The sequence below is a fragment of the Plantactinospora sp. WMMB782 genome, from assembly GCF_049179135.1.
GTDB lineage: Bacteria > Actinomycetota > Actinomycetes > Mycobacteriales > Micromonosporaceae > Plantactinospora.
This window is the reverse complement of the sequence record NZ_JBMHMC010000001.1, coordinates 1-15,316: the sequence shown is the minus strand read 5'-3', so window position 1 is coordinate 15,316 and position 15,316 is coordinate 1. Positions and strand designations below refer to the sequence as shown.

At 68.8% G+C, this 15,316-nt stretch carries 28 protein-coding genes and 1 pseudogene; 14 read left to right on the top strand and 15 right to left on the bottom strand.

The window, feature by feature from the left end; all coding sequences use genetic code 11:
• From ACN28A_RS00145 to ACN28A_RS00090, 12 genes are all read left to right on the top strand, one after another.
• Positions 1 to 1,187: RNA ligase family protein (locus ACN28A_RS00145; protein ID WP_421391275.1), on the top strand; the 1,187-nt coding region annotated here is incomplete at its 5' end.
• Positions 1,187 to 2,116, top strand: a complete 930-nt coding sequence (locus ACN28A_RS00140; RefSeq protein ID WP_421391273.1) for an AAA family ATPase — start codon at positions 1,187 to 1,189, stop codon at positions 2,114 to 2,116. The genes ACN28A_RS00145 and ACN28A_RS00140, both read left to right, overlap by 1 nt.
• A gap of 17 nt (positions 2,117 to 2,133) precedes the next feature.
• Positions 2,134 to 2,544, top strand: a complete 411-nt coding sequence (locus tag ACN28A_RS00135) for a hypothetical protein (protein WP_421391272.1) — start codon at positions 2,134 to 2,136, stop codon at positions 2,542 to 2,544.
• A gap of 2 nt (positions 2,545 to 2,546) precedes the next feature.
• Entirely contained in the window at positions 2,547 to 3,020 is a 474-nt protein-coding gene (locus ACN28A_RS00130; protein WP_421391270.1) for a dATP/dGTP diphosphohydrolase domain-containing protein, read from the top strand.
• A 23-nt stretch (positions 3,021 to 3,043) separates the two neighbouring features.
• Positions 3,044 to 3,301 (top strand): hypothetical protein, encoded by a 258-nt coding sequence (locus ACN28A_RS00125; protein WP_421391269.1) that lies wholly within the window; start codon positions 3,044 to 3,046, stop codon positions 3,299 to 3,301.
• Positions 3,298 to 3,471 carry a hypothetical protein gene (locus ACN28A_RS00120; RefSeq protein ID WP_421391267.1) on the top strand — a complete coding sequence of 58 codons (174 nt, stop codon included), beginning with the start codon at positions 3,298 to 3,300 and terminating at the stop codon, positions 3,469 to 3,471. The genes ACN28A_RS00125 and ACN28A_RS00120 overlap by 4 nt, the downstream gene beginning before the upstream one ends.
• Positions 3,468 to 3,938 carry a hypothetical protein gene (locus tag ACN28A_RS00115; RefSeq protein ID WP_421391265.1) on the top strand — a complete coding sequence of 157 codons (471 nt, stop codon included), beginning with the start codon at positions 3,468 to 3,470 and terminating at the stop codon, positions 3,936 to 3,938. Before ACN28A_RS00120 ends, ACN28A_RS00115 begins: the two co-directional genes overlap by 4 nt.
• Complete coding sequence (locus ACN28A_RS00110; protein ID WP_421391264.1) at positions 3,935 to 4,414, top strand: hypothetical protein; 480 nt, start codon at positions 3,935 to 3,937, stop codon at positions 4,412 to 4,414. The genes ACN28A_RS00115 and ACN28A_RS00110 overlap by 4 nt, the downstream gene beginning before the upstream one ends.
• A complete protein-coding gene (locus ACN28A_RS00105; RefSeq protein ID WP_421391263.1) occupies positions 4,411 to 4,599 on the top strand; it encodes a hypothetical protein in 189 nt (62 codons plus the stop codon). Before ACN28A_RS00110 ends, ACN28A_RS00105 begins: the two co-directional genes overlap by 4 nt.
• Positions 4,596 to 4,814, top strand: coding sequence for a DUF7455 domain-containing protein (locus ACN28A_RS00100; protein WP_421391262.1), 219 nt, complete (start codon positions 4,596 to 4,598; stop codon positions 4,812 to 4,814). The genes ACN28A_RS00105 and ACN28A_RS00100 overlap by 4 nt, the downstream gene beginning before the upstream one ends.
• A 28-nt stretch (positions 4,815 to 4,842) precedes the next feature.
• Positions 4,843 to 5,067, top strand: coding sequence for a hypothetical protein (locus ACN28A_RS00095; protein WP_421391261.1), 225 nt, complete (start codon positions 4,843 to 4,845; stop codon positions 5,065 to 5,067).
• A gap of 100 nt (positions 5,068 to 5,167) precedes the next feature.
• Positions 5,168 to 5,470, top strand: coding sequence for a hypothetical protein (locus ACN28A_RS00090; protein WP_421391260.1), 303 nt, complete (start codon positions 5,168 to 5,170; stop codon positions 5,468 to 5,470).
• Between the two features lie 32 nt (positions 5,471 to 5,502).
• Here the strand turns inward: ACN28A_RS00090 and ACN28A_RS00085 are convergent, their stop codons facing one another.
• Positions 5,503 to 7,023, bottom strand: a complete 1,521-nt coding sequence (locus ACN28A_RS00085) for a recombinase family protein (RefSeq protein ID WP_421391259.1) — start codon at positions 7,021 to 7,023, stop codon at positions 5,503 to 5,505.
• Positions 7,024 to 7,226: 203 nt separating this feature from the next.
• On the bottom strand, positions 7,227 to 7,478 hold the full coding sequence (locus tag ACN28A_RS00080) for a hypothetical protein (protein WP_421391258.1): 252 nt from the start codon (positions 7,476 to 7,478) through the stop codon (positions 7,227 to 7,229).
• 700 nt (positions 7,479 to 8,178) lie between these two features.
• Between ACN28A_RS00080 and ACN28A_RS00075 the strand changes: the two genes are divergently transcribed.
• Together ACN28A_RS00075 and ACN28A_RS00070 are read left to right on the top strand one after the other, a co-directional pair.
• Positions 8,179 to 8,982 (top strand): helix-turn-helix domain-containing protein, encoded by an 804-nt coding sequence (locus tag ACN28A_RS00075; protein ID WP_421391257.1) that lies wholly within the window; start codon positions 8,179 to 8,181, stop codon positions 8,980 to 8,982.
• A complete protein-coding gene (locus ACN28A_RS00070; protein WP_421391276.1) occupies positions 8,957 to 9,139 on the top strand; it encodes a DUF397 domain-containing protein in 183 nt (60 codons plus the stop codon). Before ACN28A_RS00075 ends, ACN28A_RS00070 begins: the two co-directional genes overlap by 26 nt.
• 192 nt (positions 9,140 to 9,331) lie before the next feature.
• Here the strand turns inward: ACN28A_RS00070 and ACN28A_RS00065 are convergent, their stop codons facing one another.
• The 13 genes and pseudogenes from ACN28A_RS00065 to ACN28A_RS00005 all read right to left on the bottom strand — a co-directional run.
• Complete coding sequence (locus ACN28A_RS00065) at positions 9,332 to 9,565, bottom strand: hypothetical protein (protein WP_421391255.1); 234 nt, start codon at positions 9,563 to 9,565, stop codon at positions 9,332 to 9,334.
• Positions 9,562 to 10,086: a hypothetical protein gene (locus ACN28A_RS00060; protein ID WP_421391253.1), complete on the bottom strand. Its 525-nt coding sequence runs from the start codon at positions 10,084 to 10,086 to the stop codon at positions 9,562 to 9,564. Before ACN28A_RS00060 ends, ACN28A_RS00065 begins: the two co-directional genes overlap by 4 nt.
• Complete coding sequence (locus ACN28A_RS00055; protein WP_421391251.1) at positions 10,083 to 10,319, bottom strand: hypothetical protein; 237 nt, start codon at positions 10,317 to 10,319, stop codon at positions 10,083 to 10,085. Before ACN28A_RS00055 ends, ACN28A_RS00060 begins: the two co-directional genes overlap by 4 nt.
• A 79-nt stretch (positions 10,320 to 10,398) precedes the next feature.
• The gene (locus ACN28A_RS00050; RefSeq protein ID WP_421391250.1) at positions 10,399 to 11,139 is read right to left on the bottom strand and encodes a hypothetical protein; all 741 of its coding nucleotides are present in this window, start codon (positions 11,137 to 11,139) and stop codon (positions 10,399 to 10,401) included.
• A gap of 27 nt (positions 11,140 to 11,166) precedes the next feature.
• Entirely contained in the window at positions 11,167 to 11,928 is a 762-nt protein-coding gene (locus ACN28A_RS00045; RefSeq protein ID WP_421391249.1) for a ribonuclease H-like domain-containing protein, read from the bottom strand.
• A complete protein-coding gene (locus ACN28A_RS00040) occupies positions 11,925 to 12,491 on the bottom strand; it encodes a hypothetical protein (protein ID WP_421391248.1) in 567 nt (188 codons plus the stop codon). The genes ACN28A_RS00045 and ACN28A_RS00040 overlap by 4 nt, the downstream gene beginning before the upstream one ends.
• Positions 12,488 to 13,012 carry a hypothetical protein gene (locus ACN28A_RS00035; RefSeq protein WP_421391246.1) on the bottom strand — a complete coding sequence of 175 codons (525 nt, stop codon included), beginning with the start codon at positions 13,010 to 13,012 and terminating at the stop codon, positions 12,488 to 12,490. The genes ACN28A_RS00040 and ACN28A_RS00035 overlap by 4 nt, the downstream gene beginning before the upstream one ends.
• Positions 13,009 to 13,680 (bottom strand): toprim domain-containing protein, encoded by a 672-nt coding sequence (locus tag ACN28A_RS00030; protein WP_421391244.1) that lies wholly within the window; start codon positions 13,678 to 13,680, stop codon positions 13,009 to 13,011. The genes ACN28A_RS00035 and ACN28A_RS00030 overlap by 4 nt, the downstream gene beginning before the upstream one ends.
• A 2-nt stretch (positions 13,681 to 13,682) precedes the next feature.
• The gene (locus ACN28A_RS00025) at positions 13,683 to 14,102 is read right to left on the bottom strand and encodes a CHC2 zinc finger domain-containing protein (RefSeq protein ID WP_421391242.1); all 420 of its coding nucleotides are present in this window, start codon (positions 14,100 to 14,102) and stop codon (positions 13,683 to 13,685) included.
• Positions 14,099 to 14,254, bottom strand: a complete 156-nt coding sequence (locus ACN28A_RS00020) for a hypothetical protein (RefSeq protein WP_421391241.1) — start codon at positions 14,252 to 14,254, stop codon at positions 14,099 to 14,101. Before ACN28A_RS00020 ends, ACN28A_RS00025 begins: the two co-directional genes overlap by 4 nt.
• A 32-nt stretch (positions 14,255 to 14,286) precedes the next feature.
• A complete protein-coding gene (locus ACN28A_RS00015) occupies positions 14,287 to 14,730 on the bottom strand; it encodes an endonuclease VII domain-containing protein (RefSeq protein WP_421391240.1) in 444 nt (147 codons plus the stop codon).
• Positions 14,708 to 14,956, bottom strand: a complete 249-nt coding sequence (locus tag ACN28A_RS00010; RefSeq protein WP_421391239.1) for a hypothetical protein — start codon at positions 14,954 to 14,956, stop codon at positions 14,708 to 14,710. Before ACN28A_RS00010 ends, ACN28A_RS00015 begins: the two co-directional genes overlap by 23 nt.
• Positions 14,956 to 15,316 (bottom strand): annotated as a pseudogene (locus tag ACN28A_RS00005) (hypothetical protein); the annotation flags it as partial. The gene ACN28A_RS00010 and the pseudogene ACN28A_RS00005, both read right to left, overlap by 1 nt.

Genomic DNA, 15,316 nt, shown 5'->3' with positions numbered 1-15,316 from the left:
TGGTCGGCGTCCCGCTCCTGGGCTACCAGGCGATCGTCTCGAAGGACATCAAGGAGGGGGACCTCGGCATCCTGTTCGGCGCCGAGACCCAGCTCAGCCTGGCGTACGCCGCCGCCAACGGCCTGCACCGGCACGCGGAGCTGAACGCCGACCCGAGCAAGAAGGGCTACCTGGAGGACAACCGCCGGGTCAAGGCGCTGAAGTTCCGTGGTCACCGCAGCGACGCCCTGTTCATGCCGCTGTCCAGTCTCTCGGGGTTCTTCACCGAGTGGGACCAGCTCAAGGAGGGCGACACCTTCGACACGCTCGACGGGAACGAGATCTGCCGGAAGTACGAGATCCGGCCCCCGCGCGAGCGCGGCGCCGGCCAGCAGGTCAGGACGAAGCGGGAGCCCCGGGTCGATGAGCGGCTGTTCCCGAAACACTTCGACACGGCGAATTACTTCCGGATGGCCGACGCCATCGGGCCGACCGATCACGTCGTGATCACCCAGAAGTTGCACGGTACGTCGATCCGGATCGGTCACACGTTGGTGCAGCGCAAGCTGACCTGGCGCGAGCGGATCGCCAAGCTGCTCGGGGTGCGAGTGGTCGAGCGGGAGTGGGCGTACGTCTACGGCTCGCGCAACGTGGTCAAGGACCCGGACAATCCGTCCGGCCACGACTTCTACGGCACCGACCTGTATTCCCAGATCGGCTCGCAGCTCAAGGGCCTGCTGCCGAAGGGGTTCATCGTCTACGGCGAGGTCATCGGCTGGGTGCCGGACACGAACACCCCGATCCAGAAGGGCTACACCTACCGCATCCCCGAGGGCGGCTATCAGCTCTACATCTACCGGGTGACCACGATCAACGAGGACGGCCGGCAGATCGACCTGAGCTGGCCGGCAGTTCAGGAGTTCTGCGCCTCGGTCGGCCTGGACACGGTGCCCGAACTGGCCGGCGCCCACGGGTACGAGATCGATGAGCACTGGGTGGCCAACAACTTCCTCGACGTGCGCCTCGTGGACCAGGGCTTCGACCTCGGCGGTGCCGTGCCCACGGACGGGTCCATGGTGGACGAAGGCGTGTGCCTGCGGGTCGAGGGCATCACACCGCTCGTCCTGAAGGCCAAGAGCCCGGAGTTCCTGCGGCACGAGACAAAGCTCCTGGACCAGGAGGTCGGAGACCTGGAGGCGGTCGCCTGATGCCCAAGCTGATCATCACCCGAGGGCTTCCGGGTTCCGGCAAGACCACCAAGGCCAAGCTGTGGGTGGCTTCCGACCCGGTCCGCCGGGCTCGGGTCAACCGCGACGACCTGCGGCAGATGGCTCACGCCGGAACCTACATCAAGCAGGGCGGCGAGTCGCCCGGCACCGAGAAGGCCATCATCGCCATCCGCGACGCCAGCATCTCCCACCTGCTGCGCCTTGGCATCGACGTTGTTGACGACGACACCAACCTACCCACCCGCGCCGCTCGGGACCTGCGCCGGCTGGCGACGCTGGCCGGCGCCGACTTCGAGGTATGGGACCTGACCGACGTGCCCGTGGAGGAGTGCATCGAGCGGGACAAGCAGCGCACCGCGCCCGCCTACGTGGGCGCTGAGGTGATCCGGGACTTCCACCGTCGGTTCGTGCACGGCAAGCCGTGGCCGTTGCCGTTGCCCATCGAGGTGTCCGACGCGCTCGATTCGATGGTGCCGTATGTGCCACTGCTCGACAAGCCGAAGGCCGTCATCGTGGACATCGACGGCACGGTGGCGCTGATGTGCGCGCGGTCGCCGTTCGATGAGTCGCGGGTGCACGAGGACCGGCCGAACCCGGCGGTCATCGAGGCGGTTCGGGCGATGCACGCGGCCGACTATCTCGTGATCTTCTGCTCCGGCCGCACGGATGCCTGCCGAGGGGCCACCGAGAAGTGGCTGATCGAGCACGTTGATGTGCCGTTCACGGCGCTGCACATGCGGGCATCTGGCGACACCCGTAAGGACTCGACGGTCAAGCGGGAGCTGTTCAACAAGCACATCCGCGACAGCTACAACGTGGTCGGCGTCTTCGATGACCGACAGCAGGTCGTGGACATGTGGCGGTCCCTGGGCCTGACCGTGTTCCAGGTCGCTCCGGGCGACTTCTGAGCAGACAAGGAGGCGACATGAACATCCTCGAATGGCTCTGGTGGTACCTGGTCGAGGCGCCCTCGCGAGGGCTGAAGCGGCTTTCGGCGCGAATCGCTTCCCGGCGCCGGGAGCGAGGCTGGGACACCGAGGAGGGCCACGCAATCCTGCGGGAGGCCGCCGTCGAGCAGACCGGCGAGATTCCGAACCTGCGGGTGATCCTCGGCGACGGCACGGAGGCCACCAAGGAGGAGATCGAGCGGGCGGCTGAGGTCGTGGAGGGCTTGGCGGACGGCCTGCGGGCCAACGAGCGCAGGCGGATCGACCGGCAGCTCCGGCGGTACGCCAAGCGGGTACGCAGTGGTGGCGAGCCGGCCGACGTCATCGCCGCTGCGATCATCGTGGACGTAGCAGGCCGGCTCATTACTGGCGATCTGGCGGAGGTGTAGGCGTGGGCTCCGAAACCGATACTGAGACCGAGGCCATCAAGCTGCTGGCAGCAAACGAGCGGAAGTTCGTGACCAAGGACTCCGGGGTGCGCGACGAGTTCGAGTCGGGAATGGTGCGGGACACCGAGGAGGGAAAGGCTCGGTTCGACCTCCTGTTCCCCCTCGGGGTTCCCTATGCCGATCAGTTCATGGTGCGCGTCGCGAATCGCATGACGCAGGGTCTTGCGAAGTACGGCGAGAGGAACTGGGAGAAGGGAAATAGCCCGAAGGAGCTGAACCGGGCGAGGTCCAGCGCGATGCGCCACCTGGTTCAGTGGCTCGCTGGTGAGGGAGACGAGGACCACGCGGCGGCAGTCGTCTTCAACCTGATCCAGGCTGAAACGCTGATGTGGAAGCTCGGCCAGGCGGCGCCGGGGCAGTGGGATCCGATCCTGCCGCTCACCGAAGCCGAGGCGAGGACGGTGTATCGCCCGTGACGGACCTTGAGGCAGGCCGGCGGGTGTACCTGAGGGAGCCCGCCCAGACGAACACGTGCGACGGCTGGCTTCTGCCGGGTGACGAGGTCTACGTGATGGAGGCTCGCCCGGGGAGCGTGCTGATCCGCCGGGCGGGCAGCAACGACTACGCCTGGGTTGACCCGGGCGCCCTGGAGTCGGCACCGAAGGATGGGGTGGCCGAGCTGGAGGCGAGGGTGGCTCGCCTGGAGGAACGCCTCCAGAGAGTCCTCGAAGTCAGCGACCTGTGGGACGGCTCATGAGCGAGGGGGCGGGCGAGAAGAAGACCCTGCTCTGCGTCGAAGTGACCTGGCGCGGCAACTACTACCAGCCCGGCGAGCGCGTGGCCGTGGCTACGGCGTGGGTCGAGGACGCCTTCACGGACCGCGACGACTCGCCGGCCGTCGAGATCTGGGAGGCACACGAGCTGTGAGCGATGAGCCGGACGACGACAACGAGAGCGTGTGCGCGGACGGCTACCCCGAGCATCGCACGCGGGACACGTACAACGGGCCGGACGGCGTGGCCTGGGAGTGCACTCGGTGTGGTGCCGAGGGCTGGGAGCCGGCCGAGGAGGAGGGAGGGGTAGTGGAGATCAAGACCGAGAAGCTGATCGATAGCGTGAACCGGCACATCGCGCTCCGGGTGGAGGGTGCCGAGCCGATGCAGAACCGGTACCAGGAGCACCGGAAGACGAAGCGCAGCTTCCTGCCCGATCGCATCAACATCAGGCTGCACAACGGGGAGCTGGCCTCGGTCGACGTCTCCGGCGGCGTGGTGCTGAAGTCCGGGGTGGCTTCGGAGAAGCTCCGCGACAACGAGAGCTGGTACAACATGCGCCACTTCTCCGAGGAGGCCCCGGAGTGGCTGCGGGAGGCCGTGGCGGAGGCAATCGAGTGAGGCTGACGCCCCGGGGCGAGGAGGTGCGCGAGGTCGTCGCGACGCTGGAGTCCGACGACTTCGACACCCCGGAGGACATGGCCAAGGCGCTGATCAAGCAGGTCGCCGACCTGCTCTGGTTCCGCACGTGGTACGTGCTCGGCGTGCGGCGCGGGGAGGGGGCGGCCTTCGGGCCGTTCTCCTCCGAGGCCGAGGCCAAGACGTACGGCAAGAAGTACGAGGGAGCCCTGATCCCGCCGGATGACTGGGGTGTGGTGCCGGTCTACGGCATGGGCCAGGTAGCCACCAACGAGGCCGGCGGCAGGCCGGGCGGTGGATACGGCTACTGCGCCACGGATGGCTGCGGCTGTCCGGCCTACGCGCACGCCCAGGAGGGCACCTCGCGCGGGAAGTGCGTGGTGTGCGGGGTCTGCCCGAAGTTCGCTCAAGCGGAGACGAAGAAGAAGGCCAGCAAGGCCAGGAAGGTGACGGCATGAGTGGAATCCCTGGGTCCCGGCTGGCCGGCGTCGGGCCGACCCCGCCTGGCGAGAGGCCGGAGCACGCGGCGTGCCGGCAGCGCACGCCGGAGGAGCAGATGGCGGTCTTCGGCGCCCAGTTGCGGAGGACCGTCCTCGCGGTGAGCGAGGTCTTCCGCGAAGTCCAGCGAGGGGTGAGCCGGTGAGCGCGGCGCTGCTGGAGATCCCGCTGTCCGTCGGGCAGCAGAAGTGCGACGGGGCCTGCCCGGCCCCGGCTCTCGTGCGGGTGACCAAGGACGGCCAGGTGCTCGACTTCTGCGGGCACCACTACCGGAAGAACGACGTCGACCTGTTCGCGGCCGGCTGGGACGTGCTGGAGGACGTCCGGCCGATCGGGCCGGACACCACTACCATCGGTTAGCCGAGCACGACAGAGGATCGGAGTACGCATGGCAACGACGAACGCAGCCCGGCTCGACCTGGCCGGTGCGCTGGAGCTGCCCACCACGAACGACGGGACCGTGTTCCTGGCCCGCGTGACCAGCGGCGCGGGCGGCGAGTACCACCTGGGCGTGACCGACAAGAGCGGGGCCACGGCCGAGGTGACCCTGACTCCGACCGACGTACTCGCCATCATCAAGCAGGGCGCGCAGATGCTCGCCCAGGACGCTTAGCAGCGCTGGACGGGCCGTTCCGGTGGATGCCGGGCCTTGTGCCCGGCTCCCGCCGAAGGGGCCTGCTTGCGCCACGTACCACCGGAGGGAATGGCGGATCATGAGCGACTACTTCACCGAGCGGTCCTTCGAACCGGACCCGGACGCGAGCGAGCTGGACAAGCTACTCCTGGAGTTCGCCGCGCGCCTGCATGGGGCGGACATGACGACGGAGGCAATGGCTCTGGCGGCCAGCGCGGCGACGTTGCGGGAGACGCCCGGGAATCCGGGCGACCTGGCCGAGGCACTGCACCTCATTCGTGAAGCGGCCGGCGACGCGGCCAAGCTGGTCGAGCGGGGCCAGGTAGATCTGGAGAGGATCAAGTCGGGCCTGGGGCCCGGCAACTGGGCCGAGTGGGACTGAGGTGGGGGCCGGCGACCTGCCGGCCCACCCCACTACAGCCACTCGGGCGCGAACTCGGTCTCCAGGTGCTCCGGCTTCCAGGTTCCCCGGCCCTTGCCGCGCGGTAGAACCTTGATCGACTCGAAGGCGCCTCGGATGATGTCCCGCTGTTCTCCCAGGTCGAACCGGTCGAACTCGTCGTAGGCCGCCTCGATGTCGATCTCGTCGGCAGGCCCGCCAGCGGCGCCGGCCTTGGTGATCTCGGCCTGAATCTCGGCCAGCTCGGCGCGCAGCTTGGCCGTCCCGTCCCGCAGTGCGGTGCGGTCGATGTAGCCGGCGGCCCGGTCCTCCACCAGCTCGGCCATGAGCGCCTGAATCTCGCGCTCCCTCTGCTCCAGGGGCTCGGTGTCCACGCCCGGCGCCTGAGGACGGAAGGTCACCCGGCCGGTCTTCCGCATCTGGTCGACCATCCGGCGGACGATCTGCCCGTCCGCGAACTCGAAGCCGATCGAGACGTGGCCACGTTCGCGGCTGGCGCTGGTGCCCAGGCCGCCGCACCGGTAGATGCGGAGTCCGTCGTGTGCGCGCCGGTTGGCCACGAGGCGACCGCCGCAGACGCCACAGACGGCGATGCCCGAGAGCAGGTTGGCGGTCTTCCCGGGGTTCGCATCCGGGCGCCCACGGTCGGCAAACTTCTGCTGCACCGCCCGCCAGGTCTTCTCGTCCACGATGGGATCCCAGTTGCCTTCCCCCATGACCTCGCCATAGAGGGTCGACTTGGCGATGTTGCGCGGGGACCGAAGCAGGGCCACCACGGCTTGCATGGACCACCCGGAGGGGTTGTAGCCCTTGCTCGTCGGCCCCCAACTGCGAGCCTCCTCCTTTGGCGTGGCAGAGGACTTGAAGCCGGCCGCGTTCCACTCCTTCGCGATGGTCGTGGTCCCCTTGCCGGCCAGGAAGTCGCGGTACGCCTTCCTGAGGGCTTCTGCCTCCTCCTGCCGCAGCGAGCCGTCCATCTCGTAGCCGAACGGCCTGCGCACCCACTGCGGCCTGCCCTCGGCGATCCGCTGGTCGTTGGCGAGGATCTGCCGCTCCGCCTTGCGCTCCGTCTCGGCCGCCGCGACGGCGGCCAGGATCCTCGCCACCATCCGGCCGACGTCCGTGGTGAGGTCGATGTCCCCGGTGGCCGTGGCCAGGCCAATCCCCTTGTCGATCGCCAGCTCGATCAGCGACTCCAGATCCTTCATGCTGCGGGTGACTCGGTCGAGGTGCCAGGCGACGATCAGGTCCGCCTCGCCGGCCTCGATCCGCTTGACCACGCGCTGCCAGCCCGGTCGCTCACCGAGGCGTATCGTGGTGGCGGACATCGTGTCATCTACCACCTCCACCACCTCCCAGCCCCGGGCCAGGCACAGCGCTCGGCACGCCTCCTCCTGGCGCTTCAGGCCGGCGCCCTCGCCGGTCCGGTCCATGCTCATGCGGACGTAGACGATCGCTCGGGGGGCGTGGACGGTGGGCGCAAGAGCCTTCATGGCGCGGCGTCGGGCCGCGCTCTTGATCTGACGAGCGGTCATAGCGACCAGGGTAGCGCTATTAGTGCTTCCGGACAACTGCATGGGCCGACTTTTCAGCGGAGGCATCACTACCCCGGCCCCGTGACCAGCCGGGACGCGCAGAGGCCCCCGGCAAGGGGAAGGCCGGGGGTCTCGCGGGCGCTCACCGCTGCAACGGCTCGCACCGTCCCGCCATGGCTGGACCCAGCGTGCGGGAGTTGGGGTTACCGGCGCCTGGGTACCCAGTAGAGGATCTGTCCGACGATCATCTCTGGGGGTCGGTCCGGCAGTGCTTGCAGGGCTCGGGCGAGGTGCGCGGCGAGATACATCATCAGCCCGATGCGGTTGCCGTCGAAGCTGCGCAGTAGGGCCAGCCGGGCATCCTTGCAGGGCCACTCGCGCTCGCACTCCAGGCAGGCGTACCGAGGCCCCGGGAGGTGCTGCCCCGTGCGCGCCGCCGCCAACCGCTTTCGCACGGCGTGCCGCTCCCATCGCGCCCACGGCCCAATCACGACTACACCCGGCCGGCTCGCTGAGGCTGGCGCCGTTCCCCGTAGCGGCCTCGGTGCGCCTGACCGGGCGTCAGGTACCCCGTTAGGCCGGCGTTGCTCAGCGTCGGACCGTTCCACCCTTCGTACCGACCGCCCCGCGAAGGTGGCGGGGGTGGCGGGGGTGGCGGGGGTGCCGGGAGTGGCGACGGCTCGTTGTCCGGAATCCGGTCCATCCATCCGACCTGCGCTTGCGCCTCCCTGGCGATCCTGGCGGCAGTCGTGGCCGCCCGCACCTGTACGCGGAAGGCGTGCCGGCCGCATGGCGTCGGTACCCGCTCGATCGAGTCGGGGCAGCACCAGCGCTGGCCGCATCGACAGTAGAGCCAGAGGAGCCACCACGCGCGGCGATGACGGGGCTTGAGGCGTTGTCCCATGTCGTGCCCTCCTGAGCCGGCAGATAGGAGAGGGGGACGGCGCCCGGTATTAGTCCCCGGCGCGCCATCCCCCGTGCGACGGAGGTGTGCCACCCAAGGGAGCGGAAGGGCCGCCCCCGAGGCGTTTGGGTGGGGGGTATGGATTTGCGGGCCGCCCCTCTCCGTCTGTGATCCACCCTGGACCGTGACCGCATGGTGACGGAAGATGTGTCCAGGGCAGTTGTGGCCTACAGATGGGCGGAGGGGGACAGTTGGCCGACACGAACGAGTTTCGTCACATGTTGCGCAGGCTCCGGACGGAGCGCGGCCTGTCTCAGGATGCCCTGGGCGCCGAGGTGCACGTCACCGGCTCCCAGATAGGCCACTACGAGTCAGGCCGATCGGTTCCAGCGGACGACATGGCCGCCCGGCTGGACGACACCCTCAGGGCTGACGGTGAGCTGCGGAAGGCCGCCGAGCAGGCCCGTGGGGATGCCGTGGCGCCATGGTTGCGCCCGTGGGCGGACAACGAGGAGCGGGCCATAGCCCTGCGGCTCTGGGAGCACTCCATTGTGCCCGGCCTGCTTCAGACAGAGGCGTACGCGCGGGCCATCTTCGGAACCGGCTGGCACACCCCGGGCCAGGCGGAGGAAGCGTTGCGCACTCGGATGGAGCGCCAGGCGGCGGCACTAGATCGTCCAGACCCGGTAACGCTCGCTGCCATCATCGGAGAGTCCGTCTTGCACCAAGGGGCGCCGGACGTCATGAAAGAGCAGCTAACCCACCTGGTAGACATCGGCCACCGCCCCAACGTCCACGTCCGCGTGGTGCCGACCTCCGCCGGGATACATGCGGGAGTGGCCGGTGCGTTCGCTATCGCAACCCTGGCCGACGGGTCAACGGTCGTCTACTTGGACGACCTGGTGGAGGGTAAAATCGGCAGCCGAGCACGAGATCTACGGCGTGCGGTCACCGCGTGGGAGAGTGTCTGCTCCAAGGCGCTACCCTCGGAGGAGTCCCGCCAACTTATTATGAAGGCGATTGATCACCATGGAACCGAACTGGCGTACGAGTAGCCGCAGCAGCGATAACGGCGGCAACTGTGTCGAGGTCGCCGACAACCTTCCCGGCCGGGTGCTGGTCCGGGACAGCAAGGACCGCGACGGCGGCACCCTGGCCTTCGAGTCGACCGCCTGGCAGGCGTTCGTCAGTCTCGCGAAGCAGCACGCCTGACGCGTGCCGCCCGCAGAGCGAGCCGGGTGAGCAACGGATTGAGCTGTCGGCGCGACCGCAGGGCGGCCCCGACCGCCCTGGCATACGGCGTGTAGACGATTACGACGCTCGGGCGCTCCGCCATGCCCCGAGAGTACCGAGCGACGCAGAAAAGGCCCCCCGCCGCGAGGCAGGGGGCTTCTCTGTTTCGTGCTACCGGACATCTCTGCCGACCGAGCGGATCCACTCGTCGTGGAGCCATCGTCGGGTCTCGTGCATCGGAGGGTAGAGGTTGCAGGTTGCCTGCACCTCGCGTTGCAGGTGAACGCGGCGCTCGATGTCGCGCACCTGGCGCCCGATCAGCACGCACTCCCTGATCGCCCAGGTCGTAAAGCCCAGGCCGAAGGCTATGAGCAGCCAGATCAGGATCGGCCCGATCGCGCTCACGTCGCCTCGCCGTTCAGGTAGTCGGCCAGGGCCGTCAGGCCGCCCTTGAGCGCCTTGGCCACCGCCTGCTGGCTCACACCCTCCTTGCTCGCGATCTCGCCCTGTGACCAATCCAGGCCGTACCGCAGCAGGAGCCGGCGACGATGCAGGGCGAGGAGAGGGGCTTGCTCCCAGGCTCGGCGGACGTCGGCCATCGCCGCGACCACCGTGTTGCCGGTCTTGACGTTGACGGAGGCTCGCCGGTCGTGGCCGCTGAAGCACCAGCAGAACCCGCAGCCCCCAGAGCGCCGGCCGTTGTGGACGTGCCGGCACACCCCGAACTCGTCTCCCTCGAAGGAGAGGAGGCACCCCTCCCCCCACTGGTCCAGATCGCAGCGGTGCGTGCACGCATCCCGTCCCGGGGTGCAGTGCTTGCACTTCGACCTGTACGCGGGGGAGAGGGGATTCTCCGCACCCTTCGTCATGGTGGGATCGAACACGGCCGGAAGCAGTCGCTCCACCACTTCGAGGGTGTAGGTCACAGTGGTCCGTCCCTGAAGGCGTAGACGTAGCGGCCGAACGAGCCGACCGCGATGCCGTTGACGTGCCGGTACCAGGGGTTGCCCCAGAACATCGGGCTGACGTAGATCGGGAGCCAGCGCCACCAGCCATGGAGGCGGGCCACCCCGGCGTACCACCGCTGCTCGCCGACGGGCCAGGCCCAGCCGATCAAGATGGCCAGAACTTGCAGAGCGAAGATGGCGAAGTAGATCACTCGCTCCCGCCCCCACCCTTCGGCAGGTTCGCCAGGAGAACCAGCACGGCCATGAGTCCGCAGACGAGCAGCCCCCACATCATGCGACCACCCGCCGAACCGTGATCCGGCCACCGGCCGAGCCGGTTGGCGCGGCCCAGCGAAGGCCCATCATCATGCCGGCGTACTCGCCGTTGCGGACTCGCGTTGGAGGCAGGGGCACGTCCCCGTCGGCCAGCTCGATGCCGACCGACTCCTCCTCGTCCCGCTGGCCGTCCCGCATCGCGTCGTAGGACACGCTCTGCGGTCGACGGGCCTCGGTGCGGACCTGGTCCTCCAGGTCCCGGGCCACGTCGGTGAAGACGTGGTTGACGTGCCCGGCGGCCAGTTCCTCGCGTACCCATCCTGCCTTGACGGCCAGCAGGATCAGGGCCTCCTGGTAGAGGTCCGCCTCGTCGGAGCCGTACCGGTCGGCTACCTTCCGGGCGGCCCGCCCGGCGATGCTGTGCGCCTCCGGCGACTCCTCCACGAACGTCCACTCGAAGCCGCGCCCGTGCGGGGGCTCGCCGGCCTCGATGTCGCGCTCCTGCTCGGGGAGCGAGCCGGCCAGCCCGTGCAGGTAGGCCAGGGTCTCCTCGTGGGCGCGCTGCGCGCCGGCCGCCGCCAGGTACAGGTGGCCCAGCCGGCGAGTCAGCACCTCCCGCCACTCCTCGGTGAGGGCGGCGTCACGCCGCTCCCGCACGGCCGCGATCTGCGCCTCGTGCCGGTTCTGCCGTTCCCGCGCCCGGACCGCGTCCGACCGCAGGGTTGCAGCCAGGACGCGCTTCTCTCGGATGTTCAACCCAGCTCCTCGGTCTCAGTATCAGTTTCAGGTCGCGGAAACGGGCCGCGTATCGGTGCCGTCGAACCTCCGGGTGGCCCGACTCCATGCGCCGCAGCCCCGGCACTGGAACCGCTGGTACCTGCCGGTAGAGGTCAGGGCGTAGCCCTCGCGCCGCAGGTCTTCCGAGCCGCAGTGCGGGCAGACGTCGTCGCCGTCGACTACGAGGCGCTGGTTCGGAGCGCCGACCAGCCAGGGCATCAGCCGATCGTGAAGCTGCTCCAGCAGGACGACGTCCTGCATGTTGTAGAGCTTCATCAGCTCCCACGCCTCGGGGTCACCGGCCATGCAGCGGACCCAGAGGGTGTGCCCCTCGTGCTTCACCTTCCCGGCCAGCCCGAGCTGCTGGGCCACGTAGTCCAGCTTGTTGCTCGGGAACCGGAAGCGCCGCTTCACCGTCTCCAGAAAGTCGAGCTGCTGGTACGGGGCCGGCGGCCCCAGCTTCGCGACCACGAACTCCCGGTTCAGGGTGGGCATGTCGAACCGCTTGCCGTTGTAGTGGCCAACCACGTCGGCCTGACTCAGCAGCCCGTGGGCAGCGTCGATCATGGCGGCGTGGTCGACGTGGAACTCCGAGAGGAAGTGCGTCTCCGGCTCGCCGCGCCACTTCCAGGCGAACGAGATCACCCGCCCGGACTCCATGAGCTGGCTCAGACTGATCGTCTGCTTCCAGAGGCTCCAGACGTGCGCCGTGTTGGGCGCCGTCTCGATGTCGATGTAGAGCGTTCGGTACGCCCCCGGGTCGGTCACTCAGTCTCCTTGCGGTCGACCAGCGGGGCGGCCTCGATTCCGGCCCACGGGTTGGTCGGGTCGGCCTCGGCGGGGCTCGGCTCGCCCTCGATGGCCCAAAGGACCGTGGGCGGGATCCCGGTCATCTCCGCCAGCCGGGTTACCGTGTCCGCGTAGGCCATGAAGGCCGCCTGCACCGCGTCAACGGTGTGCACCGAGGCAGCGCGCTGGCGCCGGCTCGACCGCCACATCTGAAGCGCGACGGCGGCGACCTGGATCAGCTCGATCTCGTACGCATCGGGGTCGACCTCCGACAGGGCCTCATAGACCTCCTCCAGGAGGATGCCGGCCCAGGCCGGAGTCCGGTTCTTCTTGCGGGCGTCGTTGACGGCCTTCTCGATCTCGGCGCGGCGGAGGAAGTAGGCCCGCTCATTGCCCGCGAGCACCGGGTGGTCCTGCCGGCCCCATTGCTCGTCCTGCCGCTCCAGCTCGTCCTTAACGAGCGACAGGGCCTCGCCCGCTTCCTGCTCGTCCACGTACTGCCGCGCCCACTCAGCGGCGTCCTCAGGGGTCAGGATGGTCACTTGCTCTCCTTGCTCGGGGCCGGCACCTTGACGATGTTCTTGACGTTGTGGATGGTCACCGGGGTCGGAGCGCTGCGGTACTCCTCGACGTAGTCCTTGAGCACGCCCTGGACGTATTGCCGCTCGTACTGGTGGCGGGCCGCCCAGGATGCGTCGTTCTGCCCCCGGTAGCCGTAGGCGCTCCAGTTGGCGACGATCGGGTGTCGGCGATTCAGCTCCTCCTCGGAGATCACCTCGCCGGTTTCCTTGTGGGTGTAGAGGTAGTGGGCCTTGACCTCCCAGCCCTTGTCGCTGGCGTAGGGGTCGATGCCCTTGCCGGTCCGCTTGTCCCGGTAGCGGGTGCGCTGGTAGCCGGCGCTCCACCGAGTGCCCTCCTGGCGCTCGATCTTCGCGCTCTTGCCGTTGTAGGAGACGAGCGTGCCGAGCACCATCTGGACGGAGCGGCCGGACATCTGCGGGTAGACCACCGGGTCACCCGGGCGGATCTCTTGGCCCGCCACGTCGATCAGAACCTCGGTCATCCTCGCTCCTCGATCAGTTCGAGCAGGGCTGCTGGCCCGCCCGCTACGTACAGGTCCGTGACGTCGCCGTGCTCCTGTCGAAGCGAGACGGCCTGAGCGCTCCGCAGGGAGCGCGTGATCTTGCTGGTCAGCTTGGCTCCGGCGTCGTCCGGATCGGCCCAGACCCAGACCTTGCTGAAGCCGGCGAGCATCCGGCGGTGCCGGCCAGCCCAGCTCTCCACCCCGGGTGCTCCGACGGCCGGCAGGCCCATGGCGTTGAGGATGATCGCGTCCAGCTCGCCCTCGGCGACGTGGATCGTGTCCCCGGCTCGGTGGATCGCGCCGATGTTGAACATCCGGACCGGCTCGTCCTCCACGGACATGTACTTGCCGTGGTAGTGGTCGCGGTGGACGTGCTCCTCCAGGCACCGGAATCGGATGGTCAGCGGGGCGCCGTTGTGATCCAGGTACGGGATGGCCAGGTAGCCCCGGAACTTCCCGTGCCCCGGCATCGGGTCGACCACCACGCCCAGGCGGAACTCGTCGGCCAGCTCGGGCGTGATGCCTCGGGCCTCCAGCCACTCGCCCACCTCGGGAGTGGCCGTCTCCTGGTAGCAGGCCACCGCCTCCTCCAGCGCCTTGCGCTGAGCCGGCGAGAGAGGCCGCAACGGCTCCTTGTCGTCAGCCACGCTCACCTCCGCTTCCAGGTCGGCCGGAAGCTGGCCCCTCTGGCTCTGTCACTCGGCTTGCGCCGACGCCCCCCATAGAGGCTGCCTGTGGTCTCACTATCGGTTTGACCTCCCACGGAACCGGAGGCCAGATCCAGCCCCTCGGCATGCTTGACAGCCTCGCGGAAGGTGAGCCCTTCGCGCTGCATGATCAGGTCCCACGAGCTGCCGGCCTTCCCGCAGCTCATGCAGTGCCACAGCTCGCGATCCAGGTCCAGCGAGCAGGACGGCGTCCGGTCCTCGTGCAGCGGACACCGGATCATCTGCCGCGTCTTGACCGGGCTGTACTGCACCCCGTAGTGGTCGAGCAGGGCGGGAAGAGAGGGGCGGGCCAGCTCGCCGCCGGCCCGCCCTCTCAGTCGCTCGATCGGTCGCCAGGTCACAGCCGGGCGCCCTCCGGGGTCTCCAGCCAGTCAGCGAACAGCGGATCGTCCGCCCGGATCTCCTTCATGCGCTGCCGGCCGCACAGCGGGCCGATCAGGTCGCAGCACTGGCAGCGGGGCTCGGGCACCCGGGCTCCCACGATCAGGTCCATCGGACCCCCTCGGTCTCAGTATCGGTTTGAGGTCATGCGGATAGGTCGAGTACCGCCCTGGCGGGCGGATTCCGCAGGTACTCGATGGCCTTGGCCAGCACCTCCGGGTCGTCCCGAACGTGGGCCAGCATGTCGTTGCAGGGGCCACAGAGCAGGCCCCGGACCGAGGCCCGGGAACCCTGCTCCGCCTCCACTGCGTGGTCGTGGTCGACGGCCAGCCGGCGCGTGATGCCCCGGGCGCGAGGACAGATCGCACACCTCTCGCCCTGGGCCTCGTAGAGCTGGTCGTACTCCTCGCCCGTGATGCCGTAGACCGACTTCACCCGGCGCCCGTGGGCCGCCTTCCGCACTGCGTGCTTGCGCGCCTGGGTGCACCGGTAGCAGCGGATCTGATCCGCGTACGCCGGCCCCTTCGGCTTGCCGCAGTCCTTGCAGGGCTTGCCCCGGTTGCGCTCAGACCCCTTCAGGCTGCTCACTGAGCCGGCCCCTCCGGATCTCGGCCAGGCCCGTGTCGAGCTTGAGTCGGAGAACCCCGGGCACCTTCGGTGCCTTGCCCTCCGGTGGGGCGTCCACTGGCACCAGCCCTCCCATGGGCAGTCCCGCCCGCAGCACGCGCAGGGCGTTCCAGTCCGCCTCGGCGATGCCCAAGGCGTCGACCTCGACCTCGACGTCGACTCGGTACTTCACGATGAAGCTCGGCATCAGCCCCTCCAATGGAACGGGTGGAACCGCGTGCGCTGGGGCTCGGCTCGCAGCCGGGCGTACCGCCGCGCGGTGGGATCCGAAGGCCCCATGCGCTGCTTGATGCACGCAATCTTGTACTCCAGGTCGTTCGGATCCAGGGCCACCGAGAGCGACAGCTCCGGCTTCTCGCTCAGGCCGCCCTTGACCTGATCCCGGCTCGGGGGGTCGTAGGGGGCGGTCTTCGCGTCCCAGCCCTTGTCGCTGGCGTGGTGCAGGATGATCGACGTCGCTCCGGTGTCCCGGGCGAACGCCGTGACCCCCTGCATGACGGCCATCTGCTCGGTGTAGTCGCTCTCGGCTCCCTCGAAATCCATGAGG

Excerpts from the sequence above, each read along its gene's own strand:
- ACN28A_RS00140 (WP_421391273.1), top strand. The coding sequence starts at position 1,187 with ATGCCCAAGCTGATCATCACCCGAGGGCTTCCGGGTTCCGGCAAGACC.
- ACN28A_RS00135 (WP_421391272.1), top strand. The coding sequence starts at position 2,134 with ATGAACATCCTCGAATGGCTCTGGTGGTACCTGGTCGAGGCGCCCTCG.
- ACN28A_RS00120 (WP_421391267.1), top strand. The coding sequence starts at position 3,298 with ATGAGCGAGGGGGCGGGCGAGAAGAAGACCCTGCTCTGCGTCGAAGTG.
- ACN28A_RS00105 (WP_421391263.1), top strand. The coding sequence starts at position 4,411 with ATGAGTGGAATCCCTGGGTCCCGGCTGGCCGGCGTCGGGCCGACCCCG.
- ACN28A_RS00095 (WP_421391261.1), top strand. The coding sequence starts at position 4,843 with ATGGCAACGACGAACGCAGCCCGGCTCGACCTGGCCGGTGCGCTGGAG.
- ACN28A_RS00090 (WP_421391260.1), top strand. The coding sequence starts at position 5,168 with ATGAGCGACTACTTCACCGAGCGGTCCTTCGAACCGGACCCGGACGCG.
- ACN28A_RS00085 (WP_421391259.1), bottom strand. The coding sequence starts at position 7,023 with ATGACCGCTCGTCAGATCAAGAGCGCGGCCCGACGCCGCGCCATGAAG.
- ACN28A_RS00070 (WP_421391276.1), top strand. The coding sequence starts at position 8,957 with ATGGAACCGAACTGGCGTACGAGTAGCCGCAGCAGCGATAACGGCGGC.
- ACN28A_RS00035 (WP_421391246.1), bottom strand. The coding sequence starts at position 13,012 with ATGACCGAGGTTCTGATCGACGTGGCGGGCCAAGAGATCCGCCCGGGT.
- ACN28A_RS00020 (WP_421391241.1), bottom strand. The coding sequence starts at position 14,254 with ATGGACCTGATCGTGGGAGCCCGGGTGCCCGAGCCCCGCTGCCAGTGC.
- ACN28A_RS00010 (WP_421391239.1), bottom strand. The coding sequence starts at position 14,956 with ATGCCGAGCTTCATCGTGAAGTACCGAGTCGACGTCGAGGTCGAGGTC.